The 16837-nt window shown below is 66.5% G+C and carries 15 protein-coding genes and 1 pseudogene; 10 read left to right on the top strand and 6 right to left on the bottom strand.

Annotated features, from left to right (window positions below; translation table 11 throughout):
* Window positions 1-87: 87 nt before the first annotated feature.
* Window positions 88-810 carry a response regulator gene (locus tag LN450_RS19530; protein ID WP_011346821.1) on the bottom strand — a complete coding sequence of 241 codons (723 nt, stop codon included), beginning with the start codon at window positions 808-810 and terminating at the stop codon, window positions 88-90.
* A 158-nt stretch (window positions 811-968) separates the two neighbouring features.
* On the opposite strand from LN450_RS19530, the gene rlmD reads away from it, so the two are divergent.
* From rlmD to LN450_RS19480, 10 genes and pseudogenes are all read left to right on the top strand, one after another.
* Window positions 969-2303: a 23S rRNA (uracil(1939)-C(5))-methyltransferase RlmD gene (gene rlmD / locus LN450_RS19525; protein WP_039416713.1), complete on the top strand. Its 1335-nt coding sequence runs from the start codon at window positions 969-971 to the stop codon at window positions 2301-2303.
* Window positions 2304-2382: 79 nt separating this feature from the next.
* The gene (locus LN450_RS19520; protein ID WP_011346823.1) at window positions 2383-2880 is read left to right on the top strand and encodes a CYTH domain-containing protein; all 498 of its coding nucleotides are present in this window, start codon (window positions 2383-2385) and stop codon (window positions 2878-2880) included.
* A gap of 225 nt (window positions 2881-3105) precedes the next feature.
* Entirely contained in the window at window positions 3106-3789 is a 684-nt protein-coding gene (locus LN450_RS19515) for a DsbA family oxidoreductase (protein WP_039416709.1), read from the top strand.
* Between the two features lie 16 nt (window positions 3790-3805).
* On the top strand, window positions 3806-4801 hold the full coding sequence (locus LN450_RS19510; RefSeq protein WP_011346825.1) for an NAD(P)/FAD-dependent oxidoreductase: 996 nt from the start codon (window positions 3806-3808) through the stop codon (window positions 4799-4801).
* Between the two features lie 117 nt (window positions 4802-4918).
* Window positions 4919-6559 carry a cryptochrome/photolyase family protein gene (locus LN450_RS19505; protein WP_011346826.1) on the top strand — a complete coding sequence of 547 codons (1641 nt, stop codon included), beginning with the start codon at window positions 4919-4921 and terminating at the stop codon, window positions 6557-6559.
* Between the two features lie 115 nt (window positions 6560-6674).
* The gene (nagZ, locus tag LN450_RS19500; RefSeq protein WP_041855112.1) at window positions 6675-7679 is read left to right on the top strand and encodes a beta-N-acetylhexosaminidase; all 1005 of its coding nucleotides are present in this window, start codon (window positions 6675-6677) and stop codon (window positions 7677-7679) included.
* A complete protein-coding gene (locus LN450_RS19495) occupies window positions 7679-8233 on the top strand; it encodes a hypoxanthine-guanine phosphoribosyltransferase (protein WP_003488192.1) in 555 nt (184 codons plus the stop codon). Before nagZ ends, LN450_RS19495 begins: the two co-directional genes overlap by 1 nt.
* An 87-nt stretch (window positions 8234-8320) precedes the next feature.
* The gene (locus LN450_RS19490; RefSeq protein ID WP_011346828.1) at window positions 8321-9073 is read left to right on the top strand and encodes an S-methyl-5'-thioinosine phosphorylase; all 753 of its coding nucleotides are present in this window, start codon (window positions 8321-8323) and stop codon (window positions 9071-9073) included.
* Between the two features lie 87 nt (window positions 9074-9160).
* Window positions 9161-9367 carry a transcription antiterminator/RNA stability regulator CspE gene (cspE, locus tag LN450_RS19485; protein ID WP_003488188.1) on the top strand — a complete coding sequence of 69 codons (207 nt, stop codon included), beginning with the start codon at window positions 9161-9163 and terminating at the stop codon, window positions 9365-9367.
* 94 nt (window positions 9368-9461) lie between these two features.
* Window positions 9462-10732 (top strand): annotated as a pseudogene (locus LN450_RS19480) (FAD-dependent oxidoreductase).
* Window positions 10733-10750: 18 nt separating this feature from the next.
* Here LN450_RS19480 and pdeM read toward each other — a convergent pair.
* From pdeM to LN450_RS19455, 5 genes are read right to left on the bottom strand one after another with little or no spacing between them, the layout of a single operon-like run.
* The gene (gene pdeM / locus LN450_RS19475) at window positions 10751-11401 is read right to left on the bottom strand and encodes a ligase-associated DNA damage response endonuclease PdeM (protein ID WP_011346831.1); all 651 of its coding nucleotides are present in this window, start codon (window positions 11399-11401) and stop codon (window positions 10751-10753) included.
* Entirely contained in the window at window positions 11391-13892 is a 2502-nt protein-coding gene (locus LN450_RS19470; protein ID WP_011346832.1) for a ligase-associated DNA damage response DEXH box helicase, read from the bottom strand. Before LN450_RS19470 ends, pdeM begins: the two co-directional genes overlap by 11 nt.
* Complete coding sequence (locus LN450_RS19465; RefSeq protein WP_011346833.1) at window positions 13889-15493, bottom strand: ATP-dependent DNA ligase; 1605 nt, start codon at window positions 15491-15493, stop codon at window positions 13889-13891. The genes LN450_RS19470 and LN450_RS19465 overlap by 4 nt, the downstream gene beginning before the upstream one ends.
* A complete protein-coding gene (locus LN450_RS19460; protein WP_029818981.1) occupies window positions 15490-15723 on the bottom strand; it encodes a hypothetical protein in 234 nt (77 codons plus the stop codon). Before LN450_RS19460 ends, LN450_RS19465 begins: the two co-directional genes overlap by 4 nt.
* Window positions 15720-16742, bottom strand: a complete 1023-nt coding sequence (locus tag LN450_RS19455; RefSeq protein WP_011346834.1) for a ligase-associated DNA damage response exonuclease — start codon at window positions 16740-16742, stop codon at window positions 15720-15722. Before LN450_RS19455 ends, LN450_RS19460 begins: the two co-directional genes overlap by 4 nt.
* Between the last annotated feature and the right edge of the window lie 95 nt (window positions 16743-16837).

Genomic DNA, 16837 nt, shown 5'->3' with positions numbered 1-16837 from the left:
GCATCGACCGCGGCGGCGAGCCGGAAGCGCACCGACGCCGGCGTCTGGCACACCTCCTCTGGCAAGGAGGTGCTGCGCTCGATTCGCTCAATGCAGCAATGCAGCCACCGCCGCGTGGAATTGGGTGCGTGCGGTCCGCGAGTGCGGGTCGCCGCGCAGCAGGCGCACTGCGCCGGCAAGCCGCGCCGCGCCGACGAAGCCACAGCTGGCCTGCAACCGATGAAGATGGCTGCGCAGTGCCTGTTCGTCGCTGATCTGCAAGGCCGAATCCACCGCATCCCGGGTGCCCGGCAGCTCGGCCAGGAACAGCTCGCGCAGGGCATTGAGATGATGCTGCTGGCCGTTGAGCGCGCTCAGCGCAGCGGTCTCGTCCCAGTCGCTGGCGGCGATGTCCAGCACGCCCACCGGGGCCACGCTGTAGCGACCGCGTGCCAGGCCGCGCCGCACCGCCTGCAGCAGGCGCTCGGAGGTCATTGGTTTGACCAGCATTTCCAGGAACCCGTCGGACTGCAGGCTGTGCTGCATCGACATGGTCGCGTCGGCGGTGTGCGCCAGTGCCGGCACGTCCGGGTGCAGCAGGCGCAATGCACGCAGTAGCCCGCTACCGGTGCCATCGGGGAGGTTGACGTCGATCAGCCAGAGGTCGTGGCGACGTTCGCGCGCGCGGTCGAGTGCGGAAGAAAGGGAATCGGCACAGTCGACCGTGGCCGGAAGACTTTCAAGCACAGCCTGCAAGAACCCGCGGCTGATCGGGTCGTCTTCCACCAGCAGTAGGCGTGGGTGGGGTTCCTGGCGTGTGGCCATGTTCATGCTGCCTCCTTGTCAGCGATGCCGCGTCCTGATTTGTCGCGCGCAGCGGAAGTTTGCCTGTGTTTGCGGGGCGCGACAATTGTTGCGCTGACCGGCGCGGCCTCCGTCGGTCGCATCTGCGACAATACGCACCCTTTTTGCCCGCAGCTTGTCGCCACGTGGCCAGAACCCGAAACCGTCTCGACCGTACCCCCTTCCAGACCGCGGTCACCGACCTGAGCCATGACGGCCGCGGGGTCGCCCGCCGCGACGGCGAGGGCGGCAAGGTCACCTTCATCAGCGGCGCCTTGCCGGGCGAGTTGGTGCGCGCCGAACCCACCGCCCGTAGCCGGCATTTCGATGAGGCCAAGACCGTGGAGGTGCTGGAGGCATCGCCGCAGCGGGTCACCCCGCGCTGCCCGCACTTTGGCGTCTGCGCGGGCTGCGTGTTGCAGCATCTGGAGGAGTCGCAGCAGATCGTGGCCAAACAGCGCGTGCTGATGGACAACCTGGAACGTATCGGTCACGTCACTCCGCAAGCCGTGCTGCCCGCGCTGACCGGCGACAACTGGGGGTATCGGCGCAAGGGCAGGTTCTCGGTGCGTCGCGTCGAGAAGAAGGACAAGACCTTGGTCGGCTTTCGTGAGCTGGACCCGCGGTTCGTGGCCGATCTGTCGATCTGCTACACGGTGATTCCGCAGATCGGCGAGAAGATCCCCTTGTTTGCCGCGCTGATCGAAGGCATGGACGGCAAGCGCGACATTCCGCAGATCGAATTCATCGCCGGCGACGATGCGGTGGCCTTGACCATTCGGCATATGCAGCCGCTCAGCGAGCGCGATCGCCAGGCCTGGGTCGCCTTTGCCCAGGAGCACGGCTTTGCGATTTTCCTGCAGCCCGGCGGGGTGGACAGCGTGCATCCGCTGTGGCCGCAGGACGTGCCGCTATCGTTCCGCTTGCCGCAGTGGGAGGTGGAACTGGCGTTCCGGCCGCTGGATTTCATTCAAGTCAACGCGTCGCTCAATCAGAAGATGATCGCCCATGCGGTCGCACTGCTGGAGGCCAAGCCCGACGACCGCGTGCTGGACCTGTTCTGCGGCCTGGGCAACTTCACCCTGCCGCTGGCGCGCGTGGTGCGTGAGGTGGTGGGGGTGGAAGGTGACGCCGGACTTGTGGCACGGGCCAAAGAGAACGCCCAGCGCAATGGCCTGGACAATGCGCAGTTCCACGCCGCCGACCTGACCCAGGATCAGCGCAGCGCACCCTGGATGCGCCAGGGCTTCGACAAGCTGCTGCTGGACCCGCCGCGCTCCGGCGCCCTGGAAGTGCTGCAGCAGCTGCCGTTGAAAACGTTCGATCGCATCGTCTATGTGAGTTGCCACCCGGGCTCGCTGGCGCGCGACGCCGGCTATCTGGTCAACGATCAGGGCTTCACGCTGGTCTGCGCAGGCGCGATGGACATGTTCCCGCACACCGCGCACGTGGAAAGCATTGCGGTGTTTGAGAGGCGGTGAATCAGGAGGAGGCAATCGGGAATCGTAACGGCGAACGGCTTATGCTTTTGCCATTCCCGACTCTCGATTCCCGATTCCCATGCCTGTAGAAATCGAACGCAAATTCCTGGTTACCGGCGATGGCTGGCGCGACGCCGCGCATGCGGTGATTCCGATGGCGCAGGGCTATATCAACGACCAGGCGGCGCTGCGCAGTGGCACGCAAAATGCCTCGGTACGGGTGCGGATTCAGGGCGAAAGCGCATTTCTCAATCTAAAATCGCGCGAGGTAGGGCATACGCGGCAGGAGTTCGAATATCCGATTCCACTGGCTGATGCACGCGCATTGCTGGCGCTGTGCGTAGGCGGCCTGATCGACAAACGCCGGCATCTGGTCGCCTACCAGGGACATGTGTGGGAAGTGGACGAATTCCTCGGCGACAACGCCGGCCTGATCGTGGCCGAGATCGAACTCGAACGCTCCGACGAAGCATTCGCCACGCCGGAATGGATTGGGACCGAAGTCACCGACGACGTGCGCTATTACAACCTGGCCCTGGCCTCGCATCCATTCAAGCAGTGGAAAGAGGATTTGTGATGCGGGATCTGGACTCGCAAAGGCGGACACGCAGCCCGGTGCCTTGGAGGCCTGATGCGTGAGGTGGATCGCTGATGCGTAGAACAGATGAGTGCGCGGCGCCAGGCCGCCTTGCAACGCTTGATCATCGCTCCCCGGTTTCGGCACTGGCGAACGCTTTGCGATTGCAGAATCCCGTCTATGCTCTGCAAATCCCAATCCCATCCCACAAACGAATCCCAGCTCATGCGCATCGACATCTGGTCCGACGTAGTGTGCCCCTGGTGCTGGATCGGCAAACGCCGTTTCCAGGCCGCCCTTGCGGCACTTGGCGCGCAGGCGCCGGCCTTGGACATTCATTACCACGCGTTCCAGCTTGATCCGGATGCCGGCCTGGAGCCCACGCCATTGCGCGCGGCCCTGGCGTCGAAGTTCGGCGGTACGGCACGCGTCGAACAGATCCTGGCGCAGACCCAGGCCACCGCGCAGGCGGAAGGCTTGCCGCTGGATTTCGGCCGTGGGCAGGTGCAGGTCAGCACCCTGCGTGCGCATCGTTTGATCTGGCTGGCCAGCCACGAGGGCGATGTGGATGCGGTCATGGAAGCGCTGTTCCATGCGCATTTTGCCGAAGGCCAAAACGTGGGCGCGTTCGACACGCTGGTGCGTGCCGGTGAGGCCGGTGGCCTTACGGCGGCGCGTGTGCAGGCGATGCTGGAATCGGACGAAGGCACCGTCGAGGTGCAAGCGCAGCTAGCGCAGGCCGCCGCGTTGGGCATCCGTGCAGTGCCTAGTTTCGTGATCGACGGCCGTGCGCTGATCCAGGGCGCGCAACCGCCGGAAAGTTTTGCGCAGGCGCTGCTGCAGTTGGCGGCCGAATCGACGCCCGTCGGCGGGCCCGATGCCTGCGGGCCTGACGGCTGCGTGGTGTGACCCGCATGCCTGCCGCATGCACCGGCACGTGCGCGATGGCATGACACTGCCCGACCGCGCGCAGACGATCGCCGTGATCGGCGCCGGGCTGGCCGGGTTGGCCTGCGCGCAGCAACTGCAGATGGAAGGCCATGCAGTGACGGTGTTCGATCAGGCGCAGACCCCGGGCGGCCGCATGCGCCACTACAGCGCCGAGCAGTGGCAATGCGATCACGGAGCGCAGTATTTCACCGCGCGCGATCCTGCATTTGCAGCGGTCGTGGATGCCTGGATCGATGCCGGTATTGCCGCGCCCTGGCAGGCGCGTATCGCAAGCTGGGACGGCACGCAGTTGCGCCGATCCCAGAGCGCGCTGATGCGCTACGTGGGTGTGTCCGAGATGACCGCGCCGGCGCGTACGCTTGCCGCGCAGCTGGATGTGCGTTTGAGTGCCGAGGTGCGCGCGCTGCAGCGCAGCCGGCAGGGATGGCGCCTGTCGGTGTCGCAAGATGCTGCAGAGCATCTGTTCGATACGGTGTTGCTGGCCGTCCCGGCGCCGAGTGCGGCTGGGTTACTCGCGCAGGCTGCGCCTGCGTTGGCGGTGATGGCGCACTTCGATGCGCCCATCGATCCGGGCTACGACGCGCTGTTCGTCAATGCCGGCGCGTTACGCTGGGTGGCGCGCAACTCCAGCAAGCCTGCGCGTGCGGGTGCGGAGAACTGGCTGGCGCATGCAACGGCCGAGTGGAGCCAGGCGCACTGCGATGCCATGCCTGGGCACGTCAGCGCCAGCCTGGTGCCGGAGCTTGCAGCGCTCGGGTTGCCAGTGCCGCAGTCCTGCGATGCTTTTTTTTGGAAGGTTGCCAGTAGCGACCCGGCATTGCAGCTTGGCTGCGTCTGGGATGCGCAGCTGGGCTTGGGCATGTGCGGCGACTGGCTGGCCGGCGGCAAGGTGGAGGGCGCATGGCAGAGCGCAATGGCATTGGCCCGGCGCGTGTCTGCCGGCGATGTGCTGTACAGCGCTGGCCACTGACGCTGTGCCAGGCAGCGCAGAACTAAAGGGCAGTGCGATGCAAGTCCATACCGCGGTCATGGCAGTCGTTGGTGCATGCGTTGCCGGTGATTCGAGTGTTTTTTTCGGGTCCAAGGCATGCCCATGCGCCGCGTCGGCACGGACGCGCCCATGCGCCCCGCATCATCGGGCGTCACTTTGATGCATGATTCCAGCGCACTTGTCGCGCAAACCACCCCACAAACGCCGGCCCATACGCTGCGTTTGGTTCTGGGCGACCAGCTCGATCCGCACCACAGCTGGTTCGCGACGCGCGATGCAGGCGTGGTCTATGTATTGATGGAAGTGCGGCAGGAAACCGACTACGTGCTGCATCACGCGCAGAAGGTCCTGGCGATCTTCGCGGCCATGCGCGCGTTCGCTGCGGGCCTGCGGCGTGCCGGGCATCGGGTGCGCTATGTGACCATCGACAATGCCAGCAACCGGCAGTCGATCCCGCACAACCTCGAGGCGTTGATGGCGCATTACCGCGCCGGCCATCTGGAGTACCAGGCCCCAGACGAATGGCGGCTGGACGAAGCACTACAGCACTGGAGCGCCGCGCAGCCCTTTGCCACGCGCATGCTCGGCAGCGAACATTTTTTGACCGCACGCAGTGAAGTCGCCGGCTGTTTTCGCGCCGGCAGCCCGTGGCGCATGGAAGTGTTTTATCGGCGCATGCGGCGCCAGCATGGCATCCTGCTCGATGCCGCGGGCGAGCCGGAAGGCGGGCGCTGGAACTTCGATCACGACAACCGTGCGCCGTGGCCGGGCGACCCGCCTGCCCCACAGGATTGGCGCACGACCCACGACCACAGCGCGCTGTGGCGCACGATCGAAGCCGCCGGGGTGCGCAGTTTTGGCGCACCGAATGCGCACGCCCTGCCATGGCCGCTGGATCGCGACGAAGCCTTGCAGCATCTGGACGCTTTCATCGCGCATGCATTGCCCAATTTCGGCCGCTACGAAGATGCGATGAGCACGCGTAGCCCGCGCCTGTTCCATTCGCTGCTTTCGTTCGCGCTCAACGTCAAGATGCTGCACCCGCGCGAAGTGATCGCGCGCGCCGAAGCGGCATGGCGGCAAGGGCATGCGCCGTTGGCGGCGGTGGAAGGCTTCATCCGGCAGATTCTGGGCTGGCGCGAGTACGTGCGCGGTGTGTATTGGTCGCAGATGCCCGGCTATGCGGACTCGAATCATCTCGATCAGCATGCAGCGCTGCCACACTGGTTCTGGGACGGGCAGATCGGCATGCGCTGCCTGGCAGATGCGATCGGCAATTCGTTGGCCAATGCGCATGCGCATCACATCCAGCGGCTGATGGTGATCGGTAATTTTGCGCTGCTGGCGGGGCTGGACCCGCAGGCGCTGCATCGCTGGTACCTGGGCGTGTATATCGACGCCTTCGAGTGGGTGGAGCTGCCCAATACGGTGGGCATGAGCCAGTTCGCCGATGGCGGCCTGCTCGGCAGCAAGCCGTATATCAGCGGTGCGGCCTATATCGATCGCATGAGCGATTACTGCGGTGGTTGCCGGTATCAGCGCAAGTTGCGGGTCGGGCCGAACGCCTGCCCGTACAACGCGTTGTACTGGGACTTTCTGCAGCGCCAGCGCCTGCTGTTGGGCGCCAACGAACGCCTGGCGCTGCCGTACCGCCAGCTCGACGGTATGGCCCCCGAAGTGCTGGCACAGGTGCAGGCCCAGGCCGCGCATTGGCGCGCCCACCTCGAGGTGCTGTAAGCCTGCCCGCCGCGCCCGCAGGGCACGCACCTGAATGCGCGATCTGACGCTGCCACGCGCATCTGCGACAATGCCGCGCTGCGCCACCGTGGCGCCTGGCCCGGGAGTCCCCAACATGCTTCTGATCGGCGTTGCCGGTACCGAACTCAGCGCGCAGGAACGCGATTGGCTGCAGCACGATGCGGTTGCCGGCGTGGTGCTGTTCAAGCGCAACTTCGCCTCGCGCACCCAGGTGGCCGAGCTGTCGGCTGCCATTCGCGCCGCCGCGCCACGCCCGGTGCTGGTCTGCGTGGACCAGGAAGGCGGGCGCGTGCAGCGGTTTCGCGAAGGATTCAGCGCGCTGGCGCCGCTGCAAAGCTTCGGTGCGCAGTACGCGCATGACCCGGAGTCTGCACTGGCCGCCGCGCGCGCGCATGCGCAGTTGATGGCCAGCGAGGTCCGCGCCAGCGGCGTGGACCTGAGCTTTGCCCCGGTGGTGGACCTGGGGCGCGGCAACCGCGCCATCGGCGATCGCGCCTTCAGCGACGACCCGCAGATCGTGGCCACCTTCACGCGTGCTTATGTGCAGGCGCTGCACGGCGCCGGCATGGCCGCCACGCTCAAGCATTTTCCCGGCCACGGCACCGTGCTGGAAGACACCCATGTCGACCACGCCAGCGACCCGCGGCCGCTGGAGGTGCTGCAGGCCGAAGACCTGGTGCCGTTCGTGGCGGGGATCGAGGCCGGCGCCGACGCCGTGATGATGGCGCACGTGGTCTACCCGCAGGTCGCGCCGGAGCCGGCCGGCTATTCGCAGCGCTGGATCGAGCAGATCCTGCGCGGCCAGATGGGCTTCTGCGGCGTGGTCTTTTCCGACGACATCGGCATGGCTGCCTCGTTCAGTGCCGGCGGTGTGGCGGGCCGGGTGCATGCGCATCTGGATGCCGGCTGCGACGTGGTGCTGGTGTGCCATCCGGAGCTGGTCGCCGAATCGCTGCAGGCCGTGCAGGGCCGCAGCCTCAATACCGCTGCATTGATCGGCCTGATCGGCCGCGGCGCACTAGGCTGGGATGGCCTGCTCGCCGGCACCGACGCCTCATTTACCACTCCTCCTTCTGCCCATTTCGGAACAACTGCCTGATGTCCACGCTCACCATTTCCCAGGCCCTGGCCCAAGCCGATCTGCTGGTCGACCGTCCCGCCATCGATGCCGCCGTTGCCACCATCGCCGATGCGATCGCACGCGACTACGCCGGCGAAGTGCCGGTGTACCTCACCATCATGCACGGTGCGCTGCCGTTCTCCGGCCAGCTGGCGCTGGAGCTGGGCGCACGTGGCCAGGACCTGCAGTTCGATTACCTGCATGCCACCCGTTACCGCGGCGAAACCACCGGCGGCGAACTGGTGTGGAAGCACCGCCCGGCCACCGCATTGTTCGGCCGCCGCGTGATCCTGGTCGACGACATTCTCGACGAGGGTTACACGCTGCAGGGCGTGCGCCAGTGGTGCCTGGAGCAGGGCGCCACCGACGTGCGCGTGGCGGTGTTGACCGTCAAGCGGCACGACCGGTGCGTGCCGGGCGTGACTGCCGACTACGTGGGCGTGGAAGTGCCCGACCGTTACGTGTTCGGCTTCGGCATGGACGTCAACGAGCAGTTGCGCGGCATTCCTGCCATCTATGCGATGAAGCAGTAACGCTCGAAATCCATGCCCGCATCGTTGCGGGCAGATCGGCGCGCACGCCTGCGCGCCCCATCATGTCTTTCGCTGCAGAGGTCGGTTGTGTCCGCAAATTCCATCGCATTGGCCGTCATCGGCGGCACTGGTGTCTACAAGCTCGCGCAGCTGGACGATGTGCAGTCGCACGACGTCGAAACGCCCTATGGCGCGCCGTCCGGGCCGATCCGCGTCGGCATGCTGCTCGGCCATCGCGTCGCCTTCCTGGCACGCCATGGCGAAGGCCACTCGCTGCCGCCGCACAAGGTCAATTACCGCGCAAACATCGCTGCATTGCAGCAAATCGGCGCCTCGCGCGTGCTGGCGCTCAACACCGTGGGGGGTATCACCGAACAGTTTGGCCCGCGCGTGTTGGCGTGCCCGGATCAGTTGATCGATTACACCTGGGGCCGCGTGTCCACCTTCTGCGAAGAGCCCGGCAGCGAGGTACAGCATGTGGATTTCGGCCATCCGTATTCGCCGATGTTTCGCAGCAAGGTCATTGCGGCAGCCAAGGTGACCGGCGTCACGCTGGTGGCCGGCGGCTGCTACGGCGCAACGCAGGGACCACGACTGGAAACGGTTGCAGAGATCGCACGCATGCGTCGCGACGGCTGCGATCTGGTGGGCATGACCGGCATGCCCGAAGCGGGCCTGGCGCGCGAAAAAGGCCTGGAATATGCGTGTTTGGCGATCGTGGCCAACTGGGCGGCCGGCTGTGGCGACGCGCTGGAAATCACCATGGCCGAAGTCTTGGCCAACGTCGATGCGGCGTCGTCCGGGCTGCCCGAGCTGATTGGCGAACTTGCACGCGGGTGATTGTCATCGGGGCATAAGCTTTGCATACTCGGCGCGTACGCACCGCCGTACACCACCCATTAATTATTGCAAAGGTCTCGCATCACCATGCCGAACGGTACCGTCAAGTGGTTCAACGACGCCAAGGGATTTGGCTTCATCTCACCGGAGGACGGCAGCGCCGATGTCTTCGCGCACTTCTCCGCGATCAATTCCAAGGGCTTCCGCAGCCTGCAGGAAGGCCAGCGCGTCAGTTATGACGTGACCCAGGGCCCCAAGGGTGCCCAGGCTTCGAACATCACGCCGGTCGAGTAATCTGACTCGATTGTGCGGTTGAAAAACCCCGCCACGGCGGGGTTTTTTTGCGCCGGTTGTGCGCGGGCAGCAATAGCCAAACAGAGCAGGGACGATGCAACGAGCATTACGTATTGCAGTGGTGGGCTACGGAACCGCGGGGCAGGCATTGGCCGTGCTGCTGGGCGCCGATGGGCATCAGCTGGAGGTATTCGAGCGCGCAGCTGCACCCGGGCCGGTGGGCGCCGGTTTTCTGCTGCAACCCAGCGGGTTGCAGGTGCTCTGGAACATGGGCTTGCTGCCGCAGGCGCTCGCGCATGGCGCGCCGGTGCGCCGCTTGTATGGCGACACGCCGTGCGGGGGCGCGGTGATGGACATGCAGTACCGCGATCTGGATACGCGCCTGATGGGTGTAGGCATGCAGCGCGGCGCGTTGTTTACGCTGCTGCGCGAGGCCTGGCCGCAGCACGCGCAACTGCATGTGGATACGCAGATTACCGCGATCGATCACGCGGGCGTGCGCGTGCAGGATCAACGTGGGAAGTGGCATGGCCCCTTCGATCTGATTATCGCCGCCGATGGCTCGGCTTCCACGTTGCGTGCGCAGGCACAGGGAACGCAGCTGGATCGGGTGTATCCATGGGGAGCGCTGTGGTGCCTGCTGCCGCGCGAAGACTGGCCGTTTGTGGACGAATTGCGCCAGCGCTATATCGGCGCACGCAAGATGATCGGCCTGTTGCCGGTGGGCACGCGCCCGGGCGACGACACGCCGCGGCTGAGTTTTTTCTGGAGCCTGCCGTGCAGCGATTTCGTTGCGTGGGAACAGCGCGGCATTGCCGCCTGGCGCGATGAGGTGGCGCAGATGTGGCCAGAGGCGCATGCGCGGCTTGCTACGGTGCAGGTGCATGGTGCTCTGGCGCGCGCGAGCTATCGCGATGCGGTGGTGTCGCGCTGGCATCGCGGCCGTTTCGTGCTTGCAGGCGATGCCGCGCATGCGATGAGCCCGCAGTTGGGGCAGGGCGTGAACATGGCGCTGCTGGATGCGTTGGCGATGCGCGATGCCTTGCGCGCCAGCGCCGATCTGGACGCTGCCTTGCAGCGCTACCAGCGCGAACGCAAGGCGCACGTGGCGATCTATCACGCTGGAGCCGCTGGCTGACGCCGCTGTTCCAGTCCGAACGCGATCTGTGGGCACATGGCCGCGACCTGCTGCTACGCCCGATGGGGCGCGTGCCGGGCGGGCGCGGGCACATGCTGCGCGTGCTCAGCGGCACCCAGCATGGTTGGTTCGGCAAGCTGGCGCTGGCGCCTGAATTCGTCGAGGCTTTGGCGCGACCAGTCGCGCGGCTGGCCGACGCTAACGCCGAAGCAGCTGCGCAGTCGTAGCATCGGCCGGTGCGTGCGTCATTGGCTACGCATCGGCAGTGCCAGCGCATCGCCTTCCACGCAGGCAACCAGGCGCTCGCCTTCGGCCAGCGTCGGCACGATGCCTGCGGTGAACTGCGAGAACGCCGGCAGGATGGTGACGCGCTCGCGCAACCAGAACGCCGGCCAGCGCCGTGACAGCCCCGGTAGCTTGACCAATGGATGCAGATGCCCGCACAGCACGTGGCCGCTGGGATGCGGCAACGGGTCGTGGCGCAGCACGAACGGGCCATCTTCGACCTGTTCGCCGGCCGCTTCGATGTGCAGCTCCGCACCGGCCAGGGCGCGGTCGTGATTGCCGCGAATGGCGATCACGCGTAACGCGCAATGCCGTTCGCGCCATGCGCTCCAGCGTCGGTGCCAGGCCGCGCGTGGGGCAGGGCCGTGCAAAAGGTCGCCCAAAATCCATAGCGCCTGGACATCGCGTTGATCGAGCAACGCATCCAGCCGCTCCAGATCGTGCGCGGTGCCGCCGGCCGGCAAGCCGATGCCGGCACGTCGGAACACATCGGCCTTGCCCAGATGCAGATCGGCGATCAACAGCGCACGTTGTGCCGGCCGATACAACGCGCGTTCGCCGAGCAATTCCACGGTTTCGCCGGCCAGCTGCAGCTGCACGCTATCGCCCATGCTTGCGCTCCAGTTGTTGGGCAGCGCGCAAGACGCGCGCCTTCCAGTCTTCGGTACTCAGTTGCCCGCGCACGCGTTCGGCCCAGAGTGGAAACGACAATGGAGTGAGGCTGCGCGGTTTGCACAGACGCAACGCACGGCGCGCGCAATCTTCCAGCGCATGCGCAAGCCGCGCCAGTTCGAGCTGGCCTTCGAACACTTCGCGCTCGGCCTGGGCGAGCAGCAGGTGATCGGGGTCGAAGCGTTGCAATACGTCGTATAGCAAGCCACTGGAGGCCTGCAGCTGACGCAGGCTGCGCGGCGCACGCCCAGGCAACGAGGGCGACAACAATCCCGCCACGCGCGCGATCTCGCGAAATTGCCGGCGCGCCAACTCGCCCAGATTGAGGCTGTCGCGCAGATCGTCGAACAGGCCCACCGGCGAGAGCAGGGCTTGCAGTACATCGGCATCGATGTCGACATCCTGCGCCGGCGACAGCACAAATCCATAGTCATTGGCAGCGAAGCTGAAGGTATTGCGCTGGCGCCGGCCCCAGCGTGCCGCGAGCAACGCGGCCAGGCCTTCGTTGACCTGCCTGCCGGCGAACGGGTAGACGAAGACGTGGCGGCCGTCGCGCGCCTTGACGCTTTCCACCAGCAGATGGTCCGGCCCCGGCAGCGAAGAAAGCGAGCCCTGCAGGTGCAGCAACGGCGCCAGTGCCTGCATCTCCGGCGCATCGCCAGGGTCGGCGAACACCGCTTCCACCTCGCGGCCCAGCGCCGACGACAACGGCATGCGCCCGCCCATCCATTTCGGCACCACGCCACTGCCGCCCTTGGCCACGCGCACGTAGGCGGTCATGTCTTCCAGGCGCACCAGTTCCAGCAGGCGGCCGGCGAACTGGAAGCGGTCGCCGCGGCGCAGGCGGCCGATGAATTGTTCTTCCACCGCGCCCAGCCGCCCGCCGCGCAGGAACTGCACGCGCACGCTGCCGTCGCTGGTGATCGTGCCGATGGACAGCCGGTGCCGCAGCGCGACGCGTCGGTCGATCACGCGGTACAGACCCTCGTCGTCGCGCACCACCTTGTGGAAGTCCGGGTAATGCGCCAGCGCGCTGCCGCCTTGCACGATGAAATCCAGCACCGCGTTCCAGGTGGTTTTCTCCAGCGCGGCGAAGGCATCGGTACCGCGCACTTCCTCGAACAACGCATCGGCGTGGAAGCCGCCGCCGAGGGCGAGGGTGACGCAGTGCTGCGCCAGTACGTCCAGCGACAACCGTGGCGGTAGACGCGCTTCGATATGGCCGTGCACCAGCGCGCGACGTGCCGCGGCGTATTCGACCAATTCCAGCGCATGCGAAGGCACGCACACCACGTGCCCGGATTCGCCGGGACGATGGCGTGCGCGCCCGGCGCGTTGCAGCAGGCGCGCGATGCCTTTCGGGCTGCCGACCTGCAGCACCTGATCCACGGCCGGGAAGTCGACGCCCAGATCCAGACTGGAGGTGGCCACCACGCAGCGCAGGCTGCCGTCGGCCAGCCCGCGTTCGGCGGCCGCGCGTAGCGATGGATCCAGCGAGCCGTGATGCAGCGCCAGCGTGGCCAACTCATCCGGCCACACCGCGCTCAAGGCCTGATGCCACAACTCGGCCTGCGCGCGCGTATTGGTAAACACCAGGCTGGTGCGCTGTTGCATGATCTTTTGCAGCACGCGCGCCAGTTGCGCCAGACCAAGGTGGCCTGCCCAGGGAAAGCGCTCGCCACTGTCCGGCAGCAAGGTTTCAAGCGTCATCGTGCGCGGTTTGACGCCGGAGACCAGCGCCGCCTCGGGGCGATGCGGCAACAGCACATCGCGTGCCTGCGATAAGTTCCCCAGCGTCGCCGACAGCCCCCAGATGCGCAGGTGCGGCGTCCATCCGCGCAAGCGCGCAAGACACAATTGCAGCAACACGCCGCGCTTGTTGCCCAGCAGCTCGTGCCATTCGTCGACGATCACACAGCGCAATGCCGACAGCTGCGGCGCGGTATCCGGATACGACAATAGCAAGGCCAGCGATTCGGGCGTGGTGACCAGCACGTCGAGCTTGCCGCTGCGTGCCAGCCGCTTGTCGCGCGCGCTGGCATCGCCGGTACGCAGGCCCACCTGCCAATCCAGCCCCAATGCGTCCACCGGCTCGCGCAGCGCGCGTGCGGTGTCGGCGGCCAGTGCACGCAGTGGCGTGATCCACAACACTTGCAGATTGCGTTGCGGCTGGCGGCGCGCAGGGGAGGTGGGTTTGCCCGGTTTGCGCGGGGATTTGCGCCCACGCGCGGCCAATGCCTCCAGTAACGGCCCGCCAAATGCCGCCAGCGTCTTGCCGCTGCCGGTGGGCGTATGCAGCAGGCCCGATTCGCCGTCGAGATAGCGCTTCCACACATCGCGTTGAAACGGCAGTGGCGCCCAGCCGCGCTGCGCGAACCAGGCACGCCACTGTTGCAGTGGCGTGCCATACGTGTGCTGCGTGACGCTCACCGCGCCAGTGCCTGCAGGGTGCTCAGATGATCGGCTTCGGCCATCGGCTTGTCGTGACGCCAGCGCAGGATGCGCGGGAAGCGCACCGCGATGCCGGACTTGTGCCGCGCGCTGCGGTTCACCGCTTCAAATCCCAGCTCGAACACATGATGGGCGGTGACCGCGCGCACCGGGCCGAAGCGCTCGGTGGTGTTGGCACGGATCCAGCGATCCAGTTGAAGAATTTCCTTGTCGTCCAGGCCCGAATAGGCCTTGGCGATCGGCACCAGTTGGCCCTCGTGCCATAGCCCGAAGGTGTAGTCGGTGTAGAGCGTGCTGCGTCTGCCGTGGCCGGCCTGCGCGTACAGCAGCACCGCGTCGATGGTCAGTGGGTCGATCTTCCATTTCCACCAATCGCCGCGACGGCGACCGGATTGATACACCGAACTGGCGCGCTTGAGCATCAGCCCTTCCACGCCGCGTTCGCGCGCTTCCACGCGCACCTGCGCTGCGGCCTGCCAATCGCTGACCTGCACCAGCGGCGAGGCAACGATGCGCGGATCTGCCAGCGTGGCGAGCACGCCTTCCAGCAGTGCGCGCCGCTCCTGCAACGGGCGCTCGCGCAGGTCTTCGCCCGCCAGTTCCAGCAGGTCGTAGGCCACCACGCGCGCAGGTGCGGCGGCCAATGTCTTGGGCCCGGGCTTGAGCCGTTGGATGCGCGTCTGCAACGCGGTAAACGGCATTGGCAGGGGCTGTTCGGGTTGCCAGGCCAGCAGCTCGCCATCGATGACGGTGCCGTCCGGCAATTGCAGTGCGGCGTGTTCGATTTCGGGGAAACGTCCATCCAGACGCTCTTCGCCGCGCGACCACAGCGCCGCTTCGCCGGCGCGGCGAATCAGCTGCAGGCGGATGCCGTCCCATTTCCATTCCAGCAGCCAGTCGTCGATGGCGCCCAGCGTGTCGACCTCCGCTTCCAGCGGCGATGCCAGAAAGAACGGATAGGGCTGCTGGCGGTCGCCGGGCAGTTCTTCGCTGGTCAACAGGTCTGCAAGATAGGTGGGATGCGGCCGCCAACTGCCGAGCATGCGCTGCGCAATGCGCGCGATATCCACCCCCGACAATTCGGCCAGCGCCTGCTGCACGAGCCGTTGCGACACCCCAACCCGCAATGCGCCGGTCAGCAGCTTGTTGAACACCAGCCGCTCGTCGAAGGCCAGGCTGCGCCACGCCTGCACGATGCAGGCCTTGCGGACTTGCACGTCCTGGTTGGCGATCGGCAGCAGCCGCTGTTCGATCCATTCTGCCAATGGCAGATCGGCCGCCTCGGCGACCGGGTCGTCCAGCAGCAAGGCCAGGGTTTCGGCCAGATCGCCGACATGGTCGTAGCTGTCGGCGACCAGCCAATCGGCAACGCCGGCGGTGTCGGTGATCCATTCACGCAGTTCGCCGCTGCTGGCAATGCGCATGCGCGCGCTGGCCACCTTGCCACCGGCCAGCAGATACAGCGCCCATGCCGCGTCCAGCGCGGGCGCATCGCGGAAATACGCAACCAGCGCAGCGCGCTTGTCGAGCGTGCCGGTGCTGCGGTCCAGGGCGCGGTACAACGCCGCGAAACGCTTCACGGCAGCGCCTGTGTCGCTGCGCGCCTGTCGGCAGCACGCAGCTCCAGTGCGCGTCGGGTAAACGCGGCAAGCACGCGTGGGCGCCGCAGCGGTCGCGGTGGGCCGATGGTGGCCGCTGGCGCGTTGCGATGCACGCAAAACGCCAAGGCATGACGGCGGAACGCGAGCGCACCGCTCAAGCGAATGCGCGGACGCGCGCGAACGTAACGACGTGCGGGCAGCGGGTTCATTCCTCGGCTCCGAAATCGGTGCGGAAGGCTTCTGCTGCGACGCCGCGTTCCCGCAAGTGTTGGATCAATGCATCGGTATTGCCATGGGTGGCAATGACGCGCTGTGCGCCGGTTTCTTCGATGGTGCGCAGCAGGTCGGGCCAGTCGGCATGGTCGGAGACCACAAAGCCCCGATCGTAATTGCGCCTGCGGCGATTGCCGCGGATGCGCATCCAGCCCGAGGCAAACCCCTGCTGTGCGCTGCGAAAACGGCGGATCCAGGCGCTGCCGGCCGCCGATGGCGGCGCGATGACCAACTGCCCGGCATAGTCGGCGCCGCGCGCATGCTCGCTGACCGGCTGGGTATCCAGCATCGGGATGCCCACCTGGCGATAGACCTCCACACCCACCGCGACTGCGCCATGCAGCAATGCCGGCTGCGTCTCCCACGCGCGCAATTCGGCCAATACGCGCTGCGCCTTGCCCAGCGCATAGCAGTACAGGATGGCCGCTTCGCCGCGTTCGGCGCATTCGCGGCGCCAGGCAGAAATGTCGGCCGCAACCTGGGAGGTGTCGGGCCAGCGGTACACCGGCAGGCCGAAGGTCGCTTCGGTGATGAAGGTGTCGCATGGCACCACTTCGAACGGCTTGCAGGTGGGGTCGGGTTGGCGCTTGTAGTCGCCGGAGGCGACCCAGACCTCGCCATCCACTTCGATGCGCACCTGCGCCGATCCCAGCACGTGTCCGGCCGGATGCAGCGACACGCGCGCACGCCCCAGCTGAAACGCTTCACCGTCCGCATGCGTGTGATAGACCTGTTCGCCCAGGCGCCATTGCAGGATGGACAGGCTCTCGCGCGTGCAGTGGTACTCGCCCATGCCGCTGCGGGCGTGGTCGCCGTGACCATGCGTAATCACCGCGCGCGGCACCGGCCGCCACGGGTCGATATGGAAATCGCCTTGCGGGCAATACAGGCCCTCCGGCCCGAGCACCACCAGATCGCCGCGTGTGTGAGATGTCTCATCGTTGCCGTTGCGCATGCGGCAACTCTGGCCAAGCCGGTGTGCAGATCCTGAGAATGGGAACCGCGTGCGGCGGTGCCTTCGCGCGGCGCGCGCTTACCGGCAGGTGCCAC

Source organism: Xanthomonas euvesicatoria pv. euvesicatoria (assembly GCF_020880415.1).
Classification (GTDB): Bacteria; Pseudomonadota; Gammaproteobacteria; order Xanthomonadales; family Xanthomonadaceae; genus Xanthomonas; species Xanthomonas euvesicatoria.
The sequence above is the reverse complement of the archived record's forward strand: the minus strand, read 5'-3'. Positions and strand labels throughout refer to the sequence as shown.